The following is a 21,506-nucleotide window of genomic DNA, read 5'->3' as shown; positions in this document are numbered from 1 at the left end:
TAACAAAATGGATATATTTACGCTTTTAATGATAGCCGCCGGTCTTTCTATGGATAATTTTGCCGTTTCTTTAGCTTCAGGCTGCAACCCCAATATAAAAATTAAAGATATTTCCAAAGCCGCTTTGTTATTTGTTGCTGCGCATTTAGTAATGTTTTCCTTAGGCTGGTTCGGCGTCAGTGTTATAGCTGAGCGTTTTGACGCTTATGATCATTGGATATCATTCGGCCTTTTGGTTTTTATCGGTTTAAGAATGATAAAAGAAGCCGCAGCCAAAAAAGGGCAGCAGGAATGCGTTAATATTACGGAAACTTTTAGCCGTTTGCTTTTAATCGCTTTAGCCACGAGCATGGACGCTTTGGCCGTAGGCATAAGTTTAAGTTTAGCGGGCGTTCATTTTGTTTTATCCGTAGCGGCGATATCATTTTTTGTTCTTATAACAACCTTTTTTGGTTTTAAAATCGGCGGCAAACTTGGCGATAAGCTTGGAATAAAGGCTGAAATATTTGGCGGAATCGTGCTTATAGGCATAGCCTTAAAAATTCTGCTTGACGCTATGATGTAAAAAATGGTGCAATGGCAAGTAGATACTTTAAAGTGACACAGAGAGGCAATTATGGAATTTTGGGCAGTCTTTATAATGTTTATATGTTTATGTGTTGATAATATGGTTATGGCCAATATGTCAGCCATGAAGCCGCAAAATAATGACGTAAGAAGTTCTTTGTCTTTAAGGATATCATTATCTTTTTCCATTTTTCATGTGCTTTTTTTCCTTGTAGGTTACGGTTTTGCGGCTTTATTGAAACCATATCCGCACACTTGGATAGCAGGCGCCTGGATAGCGTTTGCTTTTATCCTTCTTATAGGAATAAGGCTTTTAATGGAGACTGTTGAAAAAAGCCCAAGCTTTTCCGTGGCGGACAAAGACATGAATCCGAAACTTTTGAAAACAAGCGCTTTGCTGGCGCTTAATTCTTTAATGATAGGTTTTGCCATGTGTGTTATGGCCGTTGAGTATCAGTTGTTCTGGCCCGCGTTTTCGCTTTTTGCCATATCAATGATAATGTCAATGATAGGTTTTTTAACAGGCAAACCCGAATCTAAAAAAATATCTTCAAAAATATTTGAATCCATCGCAGGGCTTATAATGATAGTTCTTGCGGTAAGAATTCTGTTAACTTATTATTAATTTTAAAAGCGGTATTATAATGTTTCCCGGCAAAAAAACAAAAAAGCGCCTTTTTACGGCGCTTTTTTGTTTTTTTCTGCTTACTACGGCCCGCGCGCAATATTTGTTTGACGATCCCGTTTACCTTATGGACCGTAATATCGAGAAAGCCGAAGAACTTGTTTCCGCTAAGAAAACGGAGGAGGCCGTCACCCTGCTTTTGGAGTTGTTTCCCAAAGTTTTTAATAATGAACAAAAAACACAGATTGAATTTTTGCTGGGTATGGCAAGCATGCAAAAAAGAGACTTTGCCACAGCCGAGTGGATTTTTAGAAGGATACTCAGAAACCAGCCTTCTCTTTCCCGCGTAAGGTTAGAACTTGCCCTTTTATATTTTGAAACAGGCCGCAACGAAAAGGCGGATTATCATTTCCGTCTGGTGTGGGCTTCAAGAGATTTACCTTTGGAAGTTAAACAAAAAATAGGCTATTTTCTTTACCAAATACGCTACCGCAAAAGGTGGGATTATTATTTGAATTTGGGCATTGCGCCTACAAATAATATTAACAATGTTTCGGGCGCTCAAATTGAATGTATAGAAGTTGATTTCGGGGGTTGGATTATCCCCATGTGCAGAGAGTTGGAAAAAAAGCGTTCTTCCATAGGGCTTAGCGGCTACGCGGGTATAGAAAATTATTTAAGGCTAAACAGAAGCCTGCGTTTAAAAAGCACTTTAAGCGGCGGCATTTCCGATTTTGCGGGTAAAGAATTTGATATATATTCCCTTTCGTTTTCCACAGGCCCCCTTTATAATTTTAAGCGCGGAAGCGCGGGCGCATACGCCTCGGCCGAGCGTGTTTGGTACGGCGGGAAAGGGTTTTTAAACAGCTACGGCCCTATAGCGGATTTCAGTTATGACCTTACCCGCCGTCTGGGAATTGGGTTAAGCGGCGCTTTAAAGAAAAATGAGTATGAGCAGGACATACATAAACATTTTGACGGGCACAGCGTTTTAGTAATGCCTTCGCTTTATATAGGTATAAACTCCAAAACATATATTATTTTAAAGCCTTCGGCCAATTTTATAAGAACCGAAAACAGATGGACTGACCGTGACATTTACAGATACGGAGTAGGTTTAGGAACCGAGCTGCCCTTGGGCATATCTTTGTATGCGGAGCCTTTTTATTCATCCTCAAAAACAAAGAGAGGCTGGATTCAAGATTTTAGTTATGAAATAAAAAAACGTATAGAAAATTCTTACGGGATTGACGTGCGTTTGCTTAACAGGCAGATAAATATTTTAGGCTTTACGCCTACTTTTAACTATTCGTTTAATAAAACCACGTCAAACATACGTAACGGCGGATTTGAAAAACATACTTTTGAACTTGGCATAACAAACAGGTTTTAGAAAGTTATTATTGAGGAAGTGTGTAAAAAAAGGTATCCTGTAATATGTATATATATTTAAATGTGGCGCGGAGGATGTGATGTCATTAGAAAGTGCTGTTGAGCGTATTTTAATACCTGAGGCCGATATTGAAGCCAGGGTGCGGGAGCTTGGGGCTGAAATAACCAAAGATTATAACGGGAAAGAGCCTATACTTGTTGGAATGCTCCGCGGCTGCGTAGTTTTTTACAGTGAGCTTTTAAAAAATATAAAAACAAAATGTACGCTTGATTTTATGTGTTTAAGCTCTTACTGCGGAATGGAGTCTACGGGGGAAGTGCGCATATTATTAGACGTTCGAGGTACTATTAAAGACAGGCATGTAATTTTAATTGAGGATATCGTTGATACCGGTTTAACTTTAGATTATGTGTTAAAAAATCTTAGAAACCGCGGCGCCGCAAGCGTGGAAATATGCACTTTGCTAGACAAGCCTTCTAACAGAAAGGTTACCGTTCCGGTTAAATACAGGGGTTTTGAAATCCCCAACGAGTTTGTTATAGGCTACGGGCTTGATTATAACGAACTTTACAGAAATTTACCATATATAGGAGTTTATAAACAAAAATGAAAAAGAAAATGAATCCAAACATTGTTTCGCTTAAGCAAATTCTTTTTTGGATTGCTGTTTTTGCCGTTACAATTTTTTTATTTAACAGATCTGATACATCAAAAACAATTACGTTAGATTATTCCGATTTCAGGGCCAGGGTTGAAAGGACCGAGGTAAGCAACCTTGTTATCGGCACGGAACTTATAAAAGGCGTTGTAAAAGAAGGAGACTCGGTTGTTAATTTCCAAACCGTTAAAGTGGAAGATAAAGATCTTGTATCCGACTTGATGAAAAAGGGTATAAAGTTTAAAGCCGAGACGGATAAAAGCTGGATTTTCAGCGTTTTGGGAAATGTCGGTTTTATTTTACTTTTCTTTTTAGCCTGGTGGTTTTTGCTTATTCGCCCGCAACAAGGCGGCGGTAAAGGCAATCCTTTAAGCTTCGGCAATACAAAAGCCAAACTCCAGGTTGGAAGCCCCGACGGCACTACATTTAAAGACGTTGCCGGCTGCGATGAGGCGAAAGAAGAACTTGAGGACACCATTACATTTTTAAAAAATCCTAAAAAATTCCAGAAATTAGGCGGAAAGCTTCCCAAAGGCGTGCTTCTTTACGGCGCACCGGGCACTGGTAAAACTCTGCTCGCGAAAGCCACTGCGGGTGAAGCGGGGGTCGCGTTTTTCTCGGCGTCAGCTTCGGAATTCGTTGAAATGTTTGTAGGCGTAGGCGCTTCACGCGTTAGGGATTTATTTGATAAAGCTAAAAAAATGGCGCCCGCTATTGTGTATATCGACGAGCTTGACGCTGTGGGCAGACGCCGAGGCGCCGGTATCGGCGGCGGCCATGACGAAAGAGAGCAGACGTTAAACCAGCTTCTTATTGAGCTTGACGGCTTTGAGTCAAAACAGGGCATTATTTTAATGGCTTCAACCAACAGACCCGACGTGCTTGACCCGGCGCTTATACGCCCCGGCCGTTTTGATAGGCATATAAATGTTCCCGCCCCGGACATGAAAGGAAGGGAAGAAATTTTGGCAGTGCATTCTAAAAGAGTAAAACTTGCTCCTTCAGTTAAGCTTAAAGATATCGCCAAAGGGACACCCGGTTTTGTAGGGGCTGATTTGGCTAACGTAGTTAACGAAGCCGCTATTTTGGCCGCCCGCTTTAATAAAGAAGCTGTTACTGAAAGCGATTTGGAAGAAGCCGTTGAACGTGTTATGGCGGGCCCGCAAAGAAGAAGCAGGCTTATTTCAAATAAAGAAAAAAGGATTATCGCTTATCATGAAGCGGGACACACCGTTATAGCTAAAAAAACGGACAACAGCGACCCCGTGCACAAAGTTTCGGTTATTCCCAGAGGGCCCGCTTTGGGTTATACAATGCAGCTTCCTTTGGAGGATAAATTTTTAACCACTAAATCCGAAATTTTGGACAGGCTTTGCGTTTTGCTCGGCGGCAGAGCGGCCGAAGAAATTGTTTTTAAAGAAATTACTACAGGCGCGCATGACGACTTGTCCAGAACCACCGCTTACGCCAGGCGTATGGTTTCGGAGCTGGGCATGAGTGAAAAACTTGGGCCCATTTCCGTTCATACGGGTGAGGATGAAGTTTTTCTCGGCCGTGATATAAGCAGGGCTAAGCATTCTGAAGAATTATTAAGAAGCATTGACGAGGAAGTAAGCCAGCTTGTTAAAGGTTCTTATGAAAGAGCCAAAGATATTCTTGTTAAAAACAGAATGGCTTTAGACGTGCTTGTTGACAGGCTTTTAGAAATTGAGGTTGTTGAAGCTAAAGAGATTGACGAAATTTTGACAGACCCGGCTGCTTACAAACTTAAGCTTGAAGAAATGAGAAAAGCGAAAGAAGCCCAAAAAATACAGCCTATGGATGAAAGCGTACAGGAAGGTTAGAAACGGACAGGAGTTTTTATGAAATATTTTGGTACAGACGGAGTAAGAGCCGTAGCGGGCGAATTTCCTTTGGTGCAGGAGTTTGTTGAAAAGCTGGGTTATGCCGCGGGCCTTTTTGCCGTTAAAAATAATAAAAATCTCAAGAAAAAAGTGCTTGTCGCGGAGGATTCCAGAGCGTCAGGGCCTATGCTTATGTCTTATTTAGCCAAAGGGCTTAACGCCGCGGGTTTTACCGTAGTAAGCGTAGGTATCGCGCCAACGCCGGCGGTTTCCTGCCTTGTGCAAAAGCTGGGGTTTGATTTTGGCGCGGTTATCTCCGCAAGCCATAATCCGGCTGAATTTAACGGTATTAAATTTTTTGATTATGACGGTAAAAAGATGAATGAAAAAGAGGAAGAGGAAATAGAAATTATTTTAGATTCAATAACAACACGTCCTTCCTCAGACGGCGAATTTATATATGATGAAACCCTAATGCTTGACTACCAAAATTTTTTAGTTAATACCGTTCCCCAAAACTTATTTAAAGGCGTAAAAATAGTTTTGGACTGCGCCAACGGAGCCACTTCAAAAATAGCGCCGCGCGTGTTTGAAGCCTTAGGGGCAGACCTTGTTGTTTTGGCAAACAAACCCAACGGTAAAAATATAAATGATAATGTCGGCGCGTTGCATACTGAAACGATGCAAAAGGAAGTTGTTTTAAACGGTGCTTTTTGCGGATTTAGTTTTGACGGCGACGGCGACAGAGTAATAGCATCTGATGAAAAAGGCAGACAGCTTGACGGCGATCATATTATAAGCGCGTCGGCGGTTGAACTAAAAAAAGCAGGCAAATTAAAAAGCGGTAAAATTGTGCTTACAATTATGGCTAACTTGGGAATGATTAACTTTTTAAAAGCCAACGGTATAGAAACAATTCTTACAGGCGTGGGCGACAAATATGTTTCCGAAGCTCTTGAAAAAGACAACCTTACCATAGGGGGCGAAACTTCCGGACATATTATTTTTAATGAAATAAGCCCCACGGGGGACGGTATTTTGGCCGCTCTTCAAATCGCCGCCAGCGCTTTGGAATCACGTAAAAAAATGAGCGTATTTCATGATTTATGGAGCAAATATCCTTCCGTTTTAAGCGCGGTAAAGGTAAGCCAAAAAGTTCCGCTGGAAGAGATTGACGGTTTTAATGATTTAACTAAAGAACTTGAAGAAAATTTTAAAGGAAAGGGGCGCATTATAGTGCGCTATTCCGGCACGGAGCCTAAACTTAGAATTTTGGTTGAAGGTGAGGATAAGGATCTTGTTTCTTCCGTAGCTTTTAAACTTGAAACGCATTTTAAAGAAAGGGTAAAATAAGAAGGCAAAAGCACCTTAAGGGGTAACCTATGACAGTAAAATTAGGCGTAAATATTGACCATGTAGCTACTTTAAGAAGCGCGCGCGGGGCTGATTTCCCCGATCCGCTAACGGCGGCAAAAGTTTGCCTTGGCATGGGGGCGGAGTTTATAGTAGTCCACTTAAGGGGCGACAGAAGACATATCAAAGATAAAGATATTGAAAATTTATGCAAAACTTATCCCGGTAAAATCCATTTGGAATGCGCCGCCACTAAAGAAATGCAAGATATCGCCTTAAAATATAAACCCGCAAGCGTATGTTTGGTTCCGGAATTTAAGGGCGAGCTTACAACAAGGGGCGGACTTAATTTAAATAAAAAAAATTTTGAAAATATTTCAAAGATAACAACAAATCTTCAGGCTAAGGGGATTAAAGTAAGTTTGTTTATAAACCCGGCCGCTGAAGAGGTAAGATTGGCTAAAAAAACCGGCGCGCAGATTATTGAGCTTTGCACCGGCCCTTACAGCGAGGCTAAAACAAAAAAACAGCAATATAAAGAATTGGAAGATTTGGCGATGTCTTCAATTTTAGGCGCCGAGCTCGGCCTTGAGGTGCATAGCGGGCACGGACTTAACTATGAGAATGTTGTTCCCGTGGCTAACTTAGAGGCCATGGAATGCCTTAATATAGGTTTTGCTATTATAGCTAAATCTGTTTTTACGGGCCTGGCGGCCGCTGTTATGGAAATGCAGGAAGCTGTTAAAGAGAGATATTAAACTATGTGCGGGATAATCGGCTACACGGGAAAGAAGGCTGCTTCAAAAATTATTATAGAAGGGTTAAGAAACCTTGAGTACAGGGGTTATGATTCAGCCGGTATAGCCGCTTTGGAAAACGGGCAGCTTAAAAGGCTGCGCGCTGTAGGCAAAGTTAAAGAGTTGGAAACTTCCCTTTTAAAAAACAAACTTTCTTCTTTATGCGCCGTGGGGCACACCCGTTGGGCCACGCACGGAAAACCCAGTGAAAATAATTCGCACCCGCACACCGATTGCGGCGGCAACATAGCGGTTGTACATAACGGAATTATTGAAAATTACCTTTCTTTGAAAGAAGACTTAAAAAAGAAAGGCCATAAATTTAAATCCGAAACCGACACTGAAGTAATAGCCCACTTGCTTGAAGAAAATTTAAAAACCGTTAAAAATTTAACCGCCGAACAAAAACTTTTTGAAGCGGTTAGAAAAACCGCCAAACAAATATCGGGCGCTTTTGCCGTGGGCATAATTTGGACGGGTGCCCCCGGGATTATAGTTGGCATAAGAAAGCAAAGCCCGCTTGTGGCCGGCATAGGCGATGGGGAAAGTTTTTTAGCTTCCGACGTCACCGCTTTTTTAAAGCATACAAATAAAGTTGTTTTTTTAGAAGATAATGAAATTGTTGTGGCCCGCCAAAACAACATAAGCTTTTATGATGAAAACGGTAAAGAAAAAAAGCCGCTGATAACACAGATAAAATGGAATACCGCGCAGGCCGAAAAAGGCGGATATAAGCATTTTATGCTTAAAGAAATTTACGAGCAGCCTGACGCTGTGGCCGACACGCTGCGTTTCGGCGTTGAGGATATGCCTTCCGTTTTCGGCATGAGCGGCAAGCAAATTAAAAATATTAAAAAAATACAAATAATAGCCTGCGGAACCGCCTATCACGCGGGGCTTTGCTCAAAATATTTTATTGAGGAATACAGCGGTATACCCGTTGAAGTTGATTACGCGTCTGAATATAAATACCGTTTTGTTCCTTCCACGCCGGGCACGCTTGCCATAGCCGTCAGCCAATCGGGCGAAACGGCTGATACCATAGCCGCTATGAAAAAAGCCAAAGAAGCTGGTTTTAAAACCTTGGCTATATGCAATGTTTTAGGTTCAACTCTTACGCGTATGGCGGACCATACTTTTTTTACACGCTGCGGTTTAGAAATAAGCGTTGCTTCAACTAAGGCTTTTACAAGTCAGCTTGCCGCCCTTTACGGTCTAGCGGTGTTTTTGGGTTTCCAAAGGGGTGTTTTAAATTCGGCGCAATTTAAAAAATACAGCACAGAATTTTTTGCCTTACCCAGACTTTTGGAAAACACTATTAAAAACACGGCTGAAGCTGTTAAAAAGACAGCTAAGAAAATTTATAAAGAAAAAACTTTTGTGTTTTTAGGCCGTTCGGCAAATTATCCTATAGCTTTGGAAGGCGCTTTAAAACTTAAAGAAATATCTTATCTGCACGCGGAAGGCTTTCCCGGCGGGGAGATTAAACACGGGCCGATAGCCATTATTGATTCACATGTTCCTGTTTTTGTCTTGGCTCCAAAGGATAATTTGTTTGAAAAAATGCTTTCCGCCTGTGAGGAAACAGCTGCCAGAGGCGCTAAAGTAATTGCAGTTACGGACAAAAAAGGCGCCGAGATACTTGGCAAAAAAGTTTTTGCTTTGGTAAAAATACCTGAAGCGAACAGCTTTTTAACCGCTATTTTAAACGCCGTGGTTGTACAGTTCTTCGCTTATTATATAGCGGATTTAAGAAAGTGCGAAATAGACCAGCCCAGAAACCTTGCCAAAAGCGTAACGGTGGAATAATGAAAATAACGGGGTTAGGTACTGATATTGTTGAAGTTGAACGCATAGCGGAATTTGCCAAAAACTCCGCCGCTTTGGAACGTGTTTTCAGTAAAACCGAACTGGAATACTGTTTGAATAAAAAAAATAAATATGAACACTTGGCCGTACGGTTTGCCGCGAAAGAAGCGGTTTACAAAGCGCTGCCTTTTGGCGGCGTGGCTTTAAAAGATATTGAAGTGAGCAACTTGTCAGACGGCAGTCCGCAAGTCACGGTTAATGATAAAAGAGCGGAAACTTTTAAAATTAACATCTCCCTTTCCCACACCAAGAACTACGCGACAGCGGTTGCCCTGGTAACCGAATATGAAGATAATAAATAAAGAGATTGCGAAAGCGTTTCTTCCCAAACGCCCGGCGGATTCAAATAAAGGCACGTTCGGTAAAGCGCTTTGCGTTTGCGGGAGTGAAAATATGATGGGCGCGGCCGTTCTGGCTGTAAAAGCGGCGCTTTCTGCGGGTGTGGGTTACGCTGTGGCGGCGGTGCCTGAAAAAGAAAAAGACGTTATTTTTACCTCTGTTCCCGAAGCTGTTGTTCTGCCCGTCGGCGATAAAGAAGAAATAGCCTCATTCGTTTTAAAAAATAAAATCGATTTGGTTTTGGCAGGCCCCGGCCTTGGTAAAGAAAAAGCTTCAGCATACATTCCTTTTTTACTTAATGATTTAAAATTACCTTTTGTTTTAGACGGCGACGGGCTTAACGCTTTGACGCGGGCGGATGCGCAGGCCTTTAAAACACCTTGTGTTTTTACGCCGCATCCTTTAGAAGCGGCCAGGCTGCTTTGCCTTAAAGAGCCTCCTTGTGAAAAAGAAAGGGAAAACGCGGCTAAAGAAATTTCACGCAGATATAATTGTGTATGCGTTTTAAAAGGAAAAGAGACTGTAATAGTTTATAATAACGAAGTTTTTATAAATACTACGGGTTCTGACTCCCTTGCCAAAGCCGGCACCGGTGACGTTTTAGCGGGTATTATAACCGGGTTTTGGGCGCAGGAAGGAAAACAAAATGGCTTTAGTTTTGGCAGCGCTTTACGCGCCGCCGTATGCGGTGTTTATATACACGGCCTGGCGGGTGAAGACGCCGCTTTAGATATAAGCAGTTACAGTGTGCTTGCTTCTGATTTAAATAAATATATAGGCCGGGCTATAAAAAAGACTTTAAATAATTAAAAAAAAATTATAGCTTAAATAGTAACCAGGTATTTAAAGGGGTTAAAAATGAAAAGATGTTTATTTATAATAATATGTTTGTTTCTGTTAACAACTTCGTTGCTGGCAGAGAGCAGCGGCTCGCCCTCGGATAGTGAGCTGGTGCAAAACACGGCTTTCGCACAAAACAACCCTTCGGCGTCCGATGCTGATGCCGCGCAAAGCAACCCCCCACAAAGTATTGATTTGGCTAAAACCGTAAAAATGAAGACGGATGCTTTTACCGCTAAATTGGTGGTCCCCGGCGACACCGCAAATATATTATATTTTTATAAAAATCATTATGATTCGCATGAAACGGTTGTTACGGTAGCTTACGGGCTGCAAGTACTTTTTGTGGAAGCGGAAAAAAATGTGCAAACAGGCAAGAATGAGAATTTTATTACATTAAAAATACCAAGCGAATCAAAAGGTTTTAAATATAATTCCTTAAAAGCGGAGGATTATAAAATTATTATTGTAAATGATAAAGAGCTTTATCCGCCCGCCGCGGCATCTTCTTCTTATGAAAGAGTTTTGGGGGGAAGATAATGAAAAAAATACTTCTATTATCAGCTTTGTTTTTTAGCGCTTTATTTTCCTACTCGGAGCCTATTAAGGTTTTTGTCGCTTTGCATGACATTCCCGCGCTTAGCGTTATAACAGGGCAAGATATCGCGACCGCCGTGCCCGCTATAGCGGAAAGGGACGCTTTCTTTTCAGAACAAGATATTGCGCTTATAGAAGGCGCGGTGGCTTTGGTAAATATACCGAAAGGGACGCAGATTAAAAAAAATTCCTTAAAGCTTAAAGATAAAAAACCTTCTTCGTCGGAATTAAATAAAGGTTGGGGTTACTATATACTTCCGGTTGATATCCAAACGGCGGATATGGTTTTATCTAACGGCGGCAGCAGGGAGAGAGTGGATTTAATTGTAAGAACCTACAGGGAGATAGGCGATTTAAATGAGCCTGTTGTTTTTACTCTTCTTCAAAATATAGAGGTTAAAGATGTTTTGGAAAATAACGGCGCTTACTCGTTGCTTTTAATAACAGACCCTGCGGATGCCCAACTTTTGTTTTTAACGGAAAAGAAAGACGCTTTTGTAAAGGTTTTGTTACGGGCTGAAACGGATATAGGGCTTCACAATATTTCCGTTACCCAAACAAAAAATATTATAGCCAAGAAGGGTGAGTGATATGCCCACAACAAATATAACGGAAAATATTAAACAGCCTATGAGCCCGAAAGTTTTTGCTTTCCTTGTAATGTCTGTAATTTTAATTATGTTTGCCGTACTTTTCATTTTTGCCCACAAGAAACGCATGCATGAAACAAAGCACGTAAATATATTTGTGGCGGCTGAGGATATAAATAAAGGAACTGTTATTACGCAGAGGTTGCTTTCTCCGGTAAAAATGATAGCGCATGAGCCAGGAGCTTTTTTGGTCGGAGATATACAGCTTCTCTTGGGGAGTTACGCTCTTGTAGATATAGTACAAGGCAGCCAGATGACAAAACATATAATAACCGCCGAACCTGTTATTACCGCTCCTGATATCGGGTATAGGCTTTACAGTTTGGTTTTGCCATACCAAGCGGTGCCGAGAGACCATACAAAAACCGATATTAATATATATAGAGGAGAAACCCTTATAAACAGTTTTAAAAATATACGAATTGTAAGCATGAAATCTGTTCCTGAGGAGACGGCTTTTGTTTTAGAGGTTGACCCGCAAACCGCACAGGAGTTATTTTTTGTTGAAAATTCTAAGGCGCTGCATGTTGAAATATGCTGTGAGCGGCCCTCAAAGCAGTCCTAATATTATAAAATTACTATATGAATATAATACTTATTGTTATACTTATTTTGTTGTTGGCGTGCGCGCTGACGGTGCGCAGCATTTATAAGCAAAGCATTCAAATTTTGGAACCTTCATATAAAAGGAAACCGCTTATAATTTTTCCGGACCAGTTTAAGGTCCCTTTTGAAAACATACGCTTTAAAACGGCGGACGGGGTTGAAATAAAAGGATGGTTTATCCCGAATGAAGAAAGTTCTAAAACAATTTTTTTATTACACGGTTGGGGTCAAAACCGCGGAGATATTTTAAAAAACACTGTATATTTGCGCGATTTAGGTTTTAACCTTGTATATTTTGATTTCAGGGCCATGGGCGAAAGCGGCGGCAAAGTGAGCTCAATAGGATATTTGGAAACCAAAGATTTAGAAGCCGCCATTGATTATATGAAATCAACCCGCTCAAGCGTTTGTAAATCAATAGGGTTATATGGCATAAGCATGGGCGCCACGGTAGCTATTTACGTAGCCGCTAAGAATAAAGAAATTAAATGTGTTTTAAGTGAAGCCGCATACTACTCTTTTAACCGTGTGGCTGCCAGATGGGCGTGGATTAATAAAAAAATTCCTTATTTTCCTGTTATGCCCTTAGTGCTATATTTTATGAGAAAGCGCTTAGGTTTTGACCCGCAGATTTACAGCCCCGCTTATAATATAGACGGTTTGGCGGGAAGGCCTGTTTTTATTATTCACGGCAGACACGACAGCCTTGTGCCTGCGGTTAACGCCACTTACCTTTATAAAAAAGCTAAAGAACCTAAGGATTTGTGGATTATTCCCGGAGCGAAACATAACCAGGGCGCCGAAGTGGGCGGAGAGGAATATAAATATAAAATGGCGCAATTTTTTACTAAAAACATGTAACTAAGTTTATTTAAAAAAGCTCCGCTGTTTTAGCGGAGCTTTTTTGTCGTGTTGCTATGAGCAAGTTATAAAAATACAGGTTTTACCGTTTTTAGCTGCCAAGATGAGTATTACGCCGTTTTTTTACTGCCGCAAATTAAAAAATGCAGGTTTGAGTAAAATAACTCGCCTCCATACGTTAACGCGTGTTTTATTTGCCTAATGATTTTTATTTAAACTGAACTTTATAAATTAAAGTTTTTAAAAAAATATAATAAAAACCCCCGCTTTAAAGCGGGGGTTTTATATTTGTTTAATATTTCGGGCCTGTGTATACGCCTAATTCGTCAAGTTCTCTTTGCCATCTGGCGTGAGCCGCCACCCTTTCTTTAATTTTTTCTTTTACTGTACCTGCAAATCTTTCAAACTTTTTTGAGAAAGTATTATCTAAAGCTGTTTGTTCTTCATTTTGAAAGATTTTTTTTAACTCCGGGTTTTTTATAGAAGCGGATAATTTTTTATTTTCATCTAACGGAAGTGAAGATCTGTATTTGCCCAGAACTGTTTGCAAAGTGTTTTTAGATACAGACGTTTTATTGGCAAGCCTTGCTAATGCAAACGCGGGGTTGTTTTCTGATAACGCATATTCCAATGCTACTTCTGTTTTGCCTTTTACCACGGCCTGTTCAAAGGCGGAGAGGCCTTTTTTATTGCGTGTCGCGCTTATAAGGCTTTTGCTGATATCAGATATTCTTTGTATTCTGTAATTGTTGTCGCCTAAAGGCTGGTATGGGTTAGCCTTTTCAACTTTTGTTCGTATAATCGTTGAAAGCCATGAGGCTGTGTGCCCGTCCTGGGCGCAATGAAGTAAAGTATTGCCGTTCTCATCTTTATTTAAATAGAAAAAGCCGCTTTCGTCTTGGTAAGCGATATCGGTTATTTTTATAGATTCTTTTACGCGGCCTTGGGCAACCAGGTCGCACGCGTCTTTAAAGTTACCCGCAAAAACGCAGGATGCGGTTAATACAGCGGCTAATATAAATGCTGTTGTTTTAATTAATTTTCTCATATTTTCCTCTTTTTTCTTTTATTTTGTATGTATAAATTTTCTTATTTTATTAAGCCTGCGGCAAGGGTCTAAAGACCTAAACGTTATAAGGACTTTTTGTAGGACTTTTTTATAATAGAAAACAGTTCTTAATAAAAAACCCCGAGTTTAAAACCCGGGGTTTTTTATTTTTTAAAACATAAAGTTATTTTGTTTTTACAAGTTTATTGTTTTCTAATGAGTAAACGATATCAGCGTAATCAACGGCGTTTAAGTCGTGAGTTACCATTATAACCGTGATACCCTGTTTGGCTAATTTGGCAAAGTCCTCAAAAACATAAACTTTTTTATGCGCGTCGAGGTTGCCGGTAGGTTCATCGGCCAAAATAAGGGCGGGGTTGTTGCGAAGCGCGCGCGCAATACTGCCGCGCTGTTTTTCACCACCGCTTAACGCGGAAGGAAGCTTATTTTCCATATTCTCAAGGCCAAAGTTTTTTAAAAGCTCTTTAGCTTTGGTATCGGTTTTTTTACCCGCCATTATGTAAGGCATATTAACGTTTTCAAGAAGGGTAAAGTCCGGCAAAAGCCCATCAAACTGAAAAACAAATCCCATTCTTTTTAATCTTAAGGCGGATTTTTGTTTTTCGTTTAGTTTAGTAAGCTCTTTACCTTCAAAGATTATGCTGCCTTCAGTAGGGGTGTCAAGCATTGCTATCATATTTAAAAGCGTGCTTTTCCCGCTGCCGCTCGGGCCTAAAAGAACAATAAAATCCCCTTTATTTACTTCCAAAGAAACATCATCAAGGACTTTCAGGTTTTCGGTGCCCTGTCCGTATATTTTGGTTAAATTTTTAATTTCTAAAATCTTCATATTATCCGTACCTTATCGCGTCCGTCGGGTTAACTTTAGAAGCTCTTACAGCCGGGTAAACCGCCGCTAAAAAGCAAAGTAAATAGCTGCCCGCTACTACAGACAGAATGTCCGTTAAACTTATTCTTACAGGCACTTTTGTAAGGTAATAAATATCCCCCGGCAACTGTACAATATTAAACGTAGCGATAATCCAGCATAAAATCATAGCCAGTATAACGCCGCACACAATGCCTGCCGTGCCTATCATAAGACCTTCGTAGATAAAGATTTTTCTTATGCTGGCTGGGCTGGCGCCCATGGCACGTAAAATGCCGATATCTTTTAATTTCTCCGTGCCTAAAAGGATTAAATTTGACGCTATGTTAAGCGATGCCACTAAAATAATTAAGGAAAGGATGATAAACATCATAGTTTTTTCTAATTTAAGCGCGGCGTATAAGGTGCCGTTTAACTGCGCGAATGTGCGTATACTAAAACCGTTGCCCATAATAGGACGTATAAGTTTTGCGGCTTTTTCGGCGTTATCAATATTTTTAAGACGTATGGATATACCCGTGGCGCCCTTTTGTAAATTTAAAAACTCACTCGCATGCTCAAGCGTAGTGTAGCCCATTGTGCGGTCAAATTCATAATATCCGGTTTTTATCGTGCCTGAAATCCTAAACTTTTTCATTTTAGGAACCATGCCCGCGCTTGTGGATATTGATGATGGTGAGATTAAAACAACATCGTCGCCTACTTCAAGGTTTAAGGAATTGGCAAGCTCCGTGCCTAAAACCAAAGGCGCCGGGGCCGAAGTTTCGCCCTCTCTTAAAGGCGCAACATAAGAACCCTCCTCAAAAGAACTGTTAAGGCGGTTTACTTTATCTTCCATTTCCGGTTCAAGCCCACGGAGAACTATAGCCAAAGAACTGCCGTTATGGGTAATTATACCTTGTCCGAAAATATTAGGCGCCGCTGCATAAACTAGGGGTAATTGCTCAATCTTTTTAATTTTATCCTGGTAAACGGCTTCCGTCATATGCCCGAAAATAAGAATATGGCTTTGCGCACCGATAACCTTTTCTTTAATATCGGTTTGAAAGCCCGTCATAACCGCAAGAGTGGTAATAAGCGCGGCTACGCCTACCGTTACGCCGGCTATGCCTATAATTGTGGTTATTAACGCAAAAAGACCTTTGCGTTTGGAATTCAGATAGCGTTTTGCAACAAAAAGTTCAAATCTCATATTTACTATTATACTATTTACGCAGGCCGCTTACGCGTTTTTGCCACAGTTGTTAACAGATAAAATCTCTTGCCGAACAGCTAATATTTATTATAATATCAAATATACTATGTATAAAAGGATATATCTTTTATTATTAATGATATTTACCACGACAGGTTTAGTTTATTCCCAAACGAGACCTGCGGTTGATGTGCCTTTGCAGGTGGGGGGTGCTTTTTCACAATCAGAATCTTTGGGCGTTTTGCCTGTTAATAAAATAAATGTAGACCAGGAAATGTCCGATCTTACCGTTCTTATACGCAATAAACAATATCAGTACGCAATAGCCAGGGTAAACTCTTTAATAGCTTCAGGTAAAGAAAGTCCAAGATTTAATTTAATTTTAGCCCAGGCTTATGAAGGGCTTGGCGAGTGGGACTACTGCATTTACAGAGCCAGTGAATTTATGGGCGCTTTTCCCTCCGACTCCAGGGGATATACCATAAGAGCGGGCGCTTATTATAAAAAAGGCGAATATGAAAAAGCCTCTATTGACATAGAGAAATCTTTAAAAATTAATTCCAACTCAACTAAAGCTAAATATATAAAGCAGTTAATTGATACCGCCGCGGCAAATGAAGTTTCAGCCCCGCCTGTTGCCGTTAAAGCGGAGCCCGCTAAAACGCAGCAGGTTTCCGCTCCTGCGCAAACACAAACAGCCCAAAGACCTAAGGTTGACGCGCGCACAAAGCAAAAACTTAATAACATACGATGGTGGTTAATTTATTTTATTTTAGTTTTATCGGCCATTTGTATTTTTGTTTATGTAAGATATTCCGGCCCGGTTAAAAAAACCGGCGCCCGTAAAGTGGATATTAAAGAGCAATATCATTTTATACGCCAAATAGGCGAAGGCGGCATGGGTAAGGTATATGAGGCGTATGACAAAGTGCTAAAGCGCCGTTGCGCAGTTAAACGCGTTAAGCCTGAGCTTGTGCGCAGTAATTATGTAAGAGAACAATTTTTATCGGAAGCTAGAATGGTAGCCCTTTTGAGGCACCCTAATATTGTTGAAATTTATACTGTTATAGAATCTGAAAACAGTTTGTATCTCGTTTTTGAATATGTGGACGGGCAAACGCTTGAAACAAGACTTGATATTGACGGTTTTATTCCTTTTTCCGAAGCCAAAGGAATATTTGAGGCGGTTTGCCGGGGGCTTCATTACGCCCACGCGCAGGATATTATCCACTGTGATTTGAAACCGGGTAACATTATGATTACCGAAGCAACTGCCAAAGTCATGGATTTTGGCGTCGCTAAAAAAGTTGTTGAGGGGGACAACGGCGCAAGAACCGTTGCCGGAACCCCCGCGTATATGGCGCCGGAACAGCAAAAAGGTTTTATGAAAAAGCAGTCTGACATTTACTCCTTAGGCGTTTGCTTGTATGAGGCGCTTGTAGGCCAGGTACCGTGGAGCGTTGCCGGTTTTGACATAGCAAATAAAAAAATTGTGCCGCCTTCAAAGTTGGTTCCTTTTATACCTGAGGAACTGGACGCTCTTTTAGAAGCCGCTTTAAAAGAAGATCCCAACCAACGCATACAGTCTATAGACGAATTTTGGTCAGCCTTAAGTAATATCCAGCCCATGGATGAAAAACCCAGATCAAGACATATATAATTGCAGGGTATAAGTACCTTTATTTGTATACCTTTTTTTATTTTTTCCGTAGCGGTAATTTTACTTTTTGTTTTTTACAATCGCCGCTTGCCGTTTTCGTGGCGGATATACTAAACAATTTCCTGTATTCGACGGTCCGTACAGATAATATTTAATAAAAAAGCCCCTGCCGTAAAGCAGGGGCTTTTTTTATAGCTAAGTTTTATTTTTTATTTTTATCAAAAGTTTTTTTAAGAAATTCAGCTACTATATCTTTAGAGCCTAAACCTACCGCTATACCAAAAGCGAGGCCCATTGAGGCAAGCAAAACCAAAATAACATTGTTTACCAGCCTTGTGGCCATGCCCAGATTTTCCAAAGCCAGTAAAGCTGAGAAAAGAACTATAAAAGCGTCGACGCCTCTTGCCACTATAAAACCGCCGCTTAAGTTGTTGGCCTTAGAGGAGTTTTCAATAATATTACCCAAAAACTTGCCGAATATCAAACCTCCGAAAAGGATAAGTATTGAAACAAAAAGTTTAGGTAAGAAAGCGAGAAACTTTTCCAAAAGCACCTGCACTTCGTTTAAATTTAAAGCTTTCGCCGCGTAAATAATGGCTATAATCATTACAACCCAAGATAAAATAAAAGCTAAAATATACGTCGGGCTTTTGCCAAAGCCGAAGCGAACGCACATTTCGTTAATGCCTATTTTGGATGTTCTATTGTCAAAATCAATTTTATTTAAAACTTTTTTAACATAGGTGTTAACAAAGCGCGAAAGATACAAACCCAATATAAGCGCGAGCACTGCTAATCCTATATGCCATAATATCGTAATAAACTCTGTTCCAAGCGTTTTTGCCGCGGGCGTTATTGAATTAACTAGTTGTGTCCAATTGGTCATAAAAAATAATCTCCTTTACCTTCTTTATTTATTTTATGATATTTTTTTACCTTTTAAACGCGCATATATAAAATTTATCATATCCGCGTATAAAGTGATTTTACATAATATACAAATTTTTAAACCTAAAAAAGACAGTTTAAATTTAAGTTCGCGCCCTTCAAACACCGAAAGCGGTATTGATAAAATATCTTTACGAAGTGTTAAAAGCGCGGCTTTTTGCTCTTTATCAAGTTTATGCAAAGCCATAAAAGACAAAATGTAATACATTCTTAAATATTCAAACTGCGGGGCAAAAGTTTCGTAGGCGTCCGCTTCTTTTAAAAATTTATAATTCAGCCTGGAAGCGTAAATGTAAGAGTTAAAAGCGCTCAGATTTGCGCTTTCGGCGTTTTGTCTGCCAACTCTGTAAAAATAGTATTCATTGGGCACAAGTTTTATTCTGTTGGCAAGCACGGTGATTTTCATGGAAACGGGCCAGTCGTCGCCCCGGGGCATTTCTGAAGGGAAAGACAGGCTATTTTTCTCAAAAAAGCTTCTTCTTATAAGTTTGCCCGCGCAGGAATATGCTGTAAACGGGGCTTTTAACAGAAGGCTTTTTTCTTTTAAAGTTTCAAGCTTAGGGGCTGAAAAAAACATATTTTCCTGCGGGAAAGACATTAAATTGGTTGTTTCTGTATAAAGGGCGTTGTCGCAAACAGTAACATCTGCGTCATTTGCTTTAGCTTCTTTATATAAAGCGGCAAGACATTGCGGGGTAAGCCAATCGTCTCCGTCTAAAAAGAATAAGTATTCACCGGAGGCTTCTTTAAGGGCGCAGTTTCTGGCGTTAGCGGCGCCTTTTGTTTTACAGTGTAAAATTCTTATTTTGGAGTTTAAAGCGGCAAATTGTTTTATTATTTCAGCGCTGTTGTCCGTGCTGGCGTTATCAACCACAAGCGCTTCTATATCTTCCAAAGTCTGCTGTTCTACCGATTGCAGGCATTGTGGAAGATAATTTTCTAAGTTATAAACAGGTATTATAATACTTACTTTTGGCATAAAGCCTCATACTTGTCAATATATTTTTCTATGCTGAATTTTTGCGTTATTCTAGCGGCGTTTTTGGCAAATTCGGCCCGTTTTTCAGGGTTTTTTAAAAGGCTGATTATTCCTTCAGCAAGGCCTTTTGCCGTAAAATTTTTAATAATTAACCCGTCAATGCCGTCTTTTATAATAACATCCGGGCCGTTTGGGCAGTTAAAAGCCGCGCATGGCGTTCCCCAAGACATTGCTTCACACAAAGCGAGGGGAAAGCCCTCCCTTCTTGAAGATAATACAAATAAATCGGCATATTTATAAACATTTGCCAAATTTTCCAGCCTTTGGCATAGGGTTATATTTTGTTCAAGCCCCAGTGATTTTATCTGCCTTGCCAAAATTTCTTTTTGCGGGCCTTCGCCTATTATTGAAAGGTGCCAGTCCGGGAACTCTTTTACAACAATAGCCCAGGAATCTATAAGAATATCAAATCCTTTAACATAATCAAAGCGGCCTGCGGCCGCGGCATTGTTTGCGGGTTTAAAAAAAGCGGGTTTTTTATTATGCATATCAATCGGTTTTACGGCGGGGTTATATATAATAACCGGTTTGCTTTTAAAATTAGCGGCTTTGAAAGCGCTGATATCGCTTTCCGATAGGAAAACAACATAATCCGCCTTATTTAAAGCAAGTTTTTTGTTAAAACTTAAAGACTGCGTATCAAAATAAGTATGCTCTGCAAAAATTGTTTTTATTCCCAGCGTCCATGCCGCTGTTACGGGCGGGGCCGACATATTGCTTATAACAACCTCGGCTCCGGAGGTTTTTATGGCTTTTCTTAATATAAAAAAATTTTTAAGCAGGCTTAAAAAATCTTTTTTTGTTTCTATATTAAGGTTTATTCGTTTAACATCCCGCGGCAAGGTATAGAAGCCGGGTCTGTTATATAAAGTTAAGACAGTAACATCATGCCCTCTTTCCTTAAGTCCGACAGCTTGGTATAAAGCCGTTTTTTCCGCGCCGCCCATTTCCAATGTTGGTATTACAATTAAAATCCGCATTCTTTTATTATACATTTTAGTCCTATGTCTTTCTTAGGCCTTTTGGCCCTTGCGGCGCTATAGAAGCATATATTAGAATTCTATAAAGGATTTAACAGGAGTCTTTAAATGAAAATACTGTTGGCTACAGGAAATGAGCAAAAAGCAAAAGAACTCAAATGTATTTTGCCCAAAAACATAGGAAATAAAGAGATTGAGTATTTAACTCTTGGCGACTTTCCTGACTTGAGAATGCCTGAGGAAACCGGAAAAACATTAGAAGAAAACGCTATTTTAAAAGCCCGTGAAGCCGCCCGCCAGGCTGGCATAGCCGCTTTAGCCGACGATACCGGCCTGGAGGTTGACGCTCTTAACGGGGAACCGGGCGTAAGAAGCGCAAGATACGCCGGCGAATACTGCGATCCTGACGAAAACAACCGCAAACTGTTAGATTCTTTAGACGGCTTATTCCTAGGCCAGAGAACGGCGCGTTTTAAAACCGTTGCCTGTCTTGCCACACCTGAGGGGGAGTATGAACTTGCCGAAGGCGTTCTGGGCGGACTTATAGGCTTTGGTTACAGGGGGGAAAACGGTTTCGGCTACGATCCTCTTTTTATAGTTAAAGGTAAAAGTAAAACTTTAGCCGAACTTACGCTTGATGAAAAAAATAAAATAAGCCATCGCCGCAAAGCTTTTGAAAAAATAAGCAAAAAAATAAAATAAATGAAAAAACCTTCTTAAAAGAAGGTTTTTTTATTTGTAAAAGCGA

At 40.4% G+C, this 21,506-nt stretch carries 22 protein-coding genes; 16 read left to right on the top strand and 6 right to left on the bottom strand.

Annotated features, from left to right (window positions below; translation table 11 throughout):
* Positions 1–7: 7 nt before the first annotated feature.
* The 14 genes from EMIN_RS06745 to EMIN_RS06680 all read left to right on the top strand — a co-directional run bounded on the left by EMIN_RS06745 (position 8) and on the right by EMIN_RS06680 (position 12,999).
* Positions 8–565, top strand: a complete 558-nt coding sequence (locus tag EMIN_RS06745; RefSeq protein WP_012415491.1) for a manganese efflux pump MntP — start codon at positions 8–10, stop codon at positions 563–565.
* A gap of 51 nt (positions 566–616) precedes the next feature.
* Positions 617–1,192: a manganese efflux pump MntP gene (locus EMIN_RS06740; RefSeq protein WP_012415490.1), complete on the top strand. Its 576-nt coding sequence runs from the start codon at positions 617–619 to the stop codon at positions 1,190–1,192.
* A gap of 19 nt (positions 1,193–1,211) precedes the next feature.
* Positions 1,212–2,585, top strand: a complete 1,374-nt coding sequence (locus tag EMIN_RS06735; protein WP_012415489.1) for a surface lipoprotein assembly modifier — start codon at positions 1,212–1,214, stop codon at positions 2,583–2,585.
* Positions 2,586–2,664: 79 nt separating this feature from the next.
* Positions 2,665–3,195 (top strand): hypoxanthine phosphoribosyltransferase, encoded by a 531-nt coding sequence (gene hpt, locus EMIN_RS06730; RefSeq protein ID WP_012415488.1) that lies wholly within the window; start codon positions 2,665–2,667, stop codon positions 3,193–3,195.
* Positions 3,192–5,087, top strand: coding sequence for an ATP-dependent zinc metalloprotease FtsH (gene ftsH / locus EMIN_RS06725; RefSeq protein WP_012415487.1), 1,896 nt, complete (start codon positions 3,192–3,194; stop codon positions 5,085–5,087). Before hpt ends, ftsH begins: the two co-directional genes overlap by 4 nt.
* Positions 5,088–5,105: 18 nt before the next feature.
* Positions 5,106–6,440: a phosphoglucosamine mutase gene (gene glmM / locus EMIN_RS06720; RefSeq protein WP_012415486.1), complete on the top strand. Its 1,335-nt coding sequence runs from the start codon at positions 5,106–5,108 to the stop codon at positions 6,438–6,440.
* 29 nt (positions 6,441–6,469) lie between these two features.
* On the top strand, positions 6,470–7,198 hold the full coding sequence (locus EMIN_RS06715) for a pyridoxine 5'-phosphate synthase (RefSeq protein WP_012415485.1): 729 nt from the start codon (positions 6,470–6,472) through the stop codon (positions 7,196–7,198).
* A 3-nt stretch (positions 7,199–7,201) separates the two neighbouring features.
* A complete protein-coding gene (glmS, locus tag EMIN_RS06710; protein WP_012415484.1) occupies positions 7,202–9,046 on the top strand; it encodes a glutamine--fructose-6-phosphate transaminase (isomerizing) in 1,845 nt (614 codons plus the stop codon).
* Complete coding sequence (acpS, locus tag EMIN_RS06705) at positions 9,046–9,408, top strand: holo-ACP synthase (RefSeq protein ID WP_012415483.1); 363 nt, start codon at positions 9,046–9,048, stop codon at positions 9,406–9,408. The genes glmS and acpS overlap by 1 nt, the downstream gene beginning before the upstream one ends.
* Positions 9,392–10,255 carry an NAD(P)H-hydrate dehydratase gene (locus EMIN_RS06700; RefSeq protein WP_012415482.1) on the top strand — a complete coding sequence of 288 codons (864 nt, stop codon included), beginning with the start codon at positions 9,392–9,394 and terminating at the stop codon, positions 10,253–10,255. Before acpS ends, EMIN_RS06700 begins: the two co-directional genes overlap by 17 nt.
* Before the next feature lie 48 nt (positions 10,256–10,303).
* Positions 10,304–10,825 (top strand): hypothetical protein, encoded by a 522-nt coding sequence (locus EMIN_RS06695; protein ID WP_012415481.1) that lies wholly within the window; start codon positions 10,304–10,306, stop codon positions 10,823–10,825.
* The gene (locus tag EMIN_RS06690; RefSeq protein ID WP_012415480.1) at positions 10,825–11,472 is read left to right on the top strand and encodes an SAF domain-containing protein; all 648 of its coding nucleotides are present in this window, start codon (positions 10,825–10,827) and stop codon (positions 11,470–11,472) included. The genes EMIN_RS06695 and EMIN_RS06690 overlap by 1 nt, the downstream gene beginning before the upstream one ends.
* A 1-nt stretch (position 11,473) precedes the next feature.
* Positions 11,474–12,097, top strand: coding sequence for an SAF domain-containing protein (locus EMIN_RS06685; RefSeq protein WP_012415479.1), 624 nt, complete (start codon positions 11,474–11,476; stop codon positions 12,095–12,097).
* A gap of 17 nt (positions 12,098–12,114) precedes the next feature.
* The gene (locus tag EMIN_RS06680; RefSeq protein ID WP_012415478.1) at positions 12,115–12,999 is read left to right on the top strand and encodes an alpha/beta hydrolase; all 885 of its coding nucleotides are present in this window, start codon (positions 12,115–12,117) and stop codon (positions 12,997–12,999) included.
* Between the two features lie 292 nt (positions 13,000–13,291).
* On the opposite strand, the gene EMIN_RS06675 is transcribed toward EMIN_RS06680, so the two are convergent.
* The 3 genes from EMIN_RS06675 to EMIN_RS06665 form a co-directional block, all read right to left on the bottom strand.
* Positions 13,292–14,047, bottom strand: a complete 756-nt coding sequence (locus tag EMIN_RS06675; RefSeq protein WP_012415477.1) for a hypothetical protein — start codon at positions 14,045–14,047, stop codon at positions 13,292–13,294.
* Positions 14,048–14,231: 184 nt separating this feature from the next.
* Positions 14,232–14,897, bottom strand: a complete 666-nt coding sequence (locus EMIN_RS06670; protein WP_012415476.1) for an ABC transporter ATP-binding protein — start codon at positions 14,895–14,897, stop codon at positions 14,232–14,234.
* A 1-nt stretch (position 14,898) separates the two neighbouring features.
* Positions 14,899–16,128 (bottom strand): FtsX-like permease family protein, encoded by a 1,230-nt coding sequence (locus tag EMIN_RS06665; RefSeq protein ID WP_012415475.1) that lies wholly within the window; start codon positions 16,126–16,128, stop codon positions 14,899–14,901.
* Between the two features lie 109 nt (positions 16,129–16,237).
* Between EMIN_RS06665 and EMIN_RS08445 the strand changes: the two genes are divergently transcribed.
* Positions 16,238–17,791, top strand: a complete 1,554-nt coding sequence (locus tag EMIN_RS08445) for a serine/threonine-protein kinase (protein ID WP_012415474.1) — start codon at positions 16,238–16,240, stop codon at positions 17,789–17,791.
* A 202-nt stretch (positions 17,792–17,993) separates the two neighbouring features.
* Here the strand turns inward: EMIN_RS08445 and EMIN_RS06655 are convergent, their stop codons facing one another.
* Genes EMIN_RS06655 through EMIN_RS06645 form a run of 3 tightly spaced genes read right to left on the bottom strand, consistent with a single transcriptional unit; the run spans position 17,994 to position 20,758 of the window.
* Positions 17,994–18,677: a mechanosensitive ion channel family protein gene (locus tag EMIN_RS06655; protein ID WP_012415473.1), complete on the bottom strand. Its 684-nt coding sequence runs from the start codon at positions 18,675–18,677 to the stop codon at positions 17,994–17,996.
* A 33-nt stretch (positions 18,678–18,710) separates the two neighbouring features.
* Positions 18,711–19,718: a glycosyltransferase family 2 protein gene (locus tag EMIN_RS06650; protein ID WP_012415472.1), complete on the bottom strand. Its 1,008-nt coding sequence runs from the start codon at positions 19,716–19,718 to the stop codon at positions 18,711–18,713.
* Positions 19,706–20,758, bottom strand: a complete 1,053-nt coding sequence (locus EMIN_RS06645) for a glycosyltransferase family 4 protein (RefSeq protein WP_187146159.1) — start codon at positions 20,756–20,758, stop codon at positions 19,706–19,708. The genes EMIN_RS06650 and EMIN_RS06645 overlap by 13 nt, the downstream gene beginning before the upstream one ends.
* A 108-nt stretch (positions 20,759–20,866) precedes the next feature.
* Between EMIN_RS06645 and rdgB the strand changes: the two genes are divergently transcribed.
* Positions 20,867–21,460, top strand: coding sequence for an RdgB/HAM1 family non-canonical purine NTP pyrophosphatase (gene rdgB, locus EMIN_RS06640; RefSeq protein ID WP_012415470.1), 594 nt, complete (start codon positions 20,867–20,869; stop codon positions 21,458–21,460).
* The last annotated feature ends 46 nt before the right edge of the window (positions 21,461–21,506 follow it).

Origin of the sequence: Elusimicrobium minutum Pei191 (genome assembly GCF_000020145.1) — a bacterium.
In the GTDB taxonomy this organism is placed as follows: Bacteria; Elusimicrobiota; Elusimicrobia; order Elusimicrobiales; family Elusimicrobiaceae; genus Elusimicrobium; species Elusimicrobium minutum.
This window is presented reverse-complemented; position numbering and strand designations above follow the sequence as displayed.